This window comes from Pauljensenia sp. UMB6358, assembly GCF_030216865.1.
GTDB classification, from domain to species: Bacteria; Actinomycetota; Actinomycetes; order Actinomycetales; family Actinomycetaceae; genus Pauljensenia; species Pauljensenia turicensis_A.
Map to the genome: position 1 here is coordinate 1 of NZ_JASOMS010000291.1, position 234 is coordinate 234.

At 52.6% G+C, this 234-nt stretch carries 1 protein-coding gene; it reads right to left on the reverse strand.

Going from position 1 to position 234, the window contains the following annotated elements; translation table 11 throughout:
- On the reverse strand, positions 1–184 hold a 184-nt coding region (locus tag QP381_RS09495), incomplete at its 3' end, for a hypothetical protein (protein ID WP_285068799.1).
- Positions 185–234 lie beyond the last annotated feature (50 nt).

The window sequence follows — 234 nt, forward strand, 5'->3', positions numbered from 1 at the left end:
TTGCCCCATACTTGGAGGCGATCTTATCCAGGTGGGCAGTGTAGGCGGCTTCGGCCTTCTCGCTCATTTCCTTGCGCTGTGCGCTGGTGATATTGAGCTCGTTAGCAGGGTCTAGGTTGACCCCCTCAACGGCGTCGGTGATGAAGAAGTTCGGGCGGATCGAGTAAGTGGTTTCAGCAGTCATTTGTTCTCTCCTTTCCTTGCTGACACTAATAGTATACTATGGTTCCACAG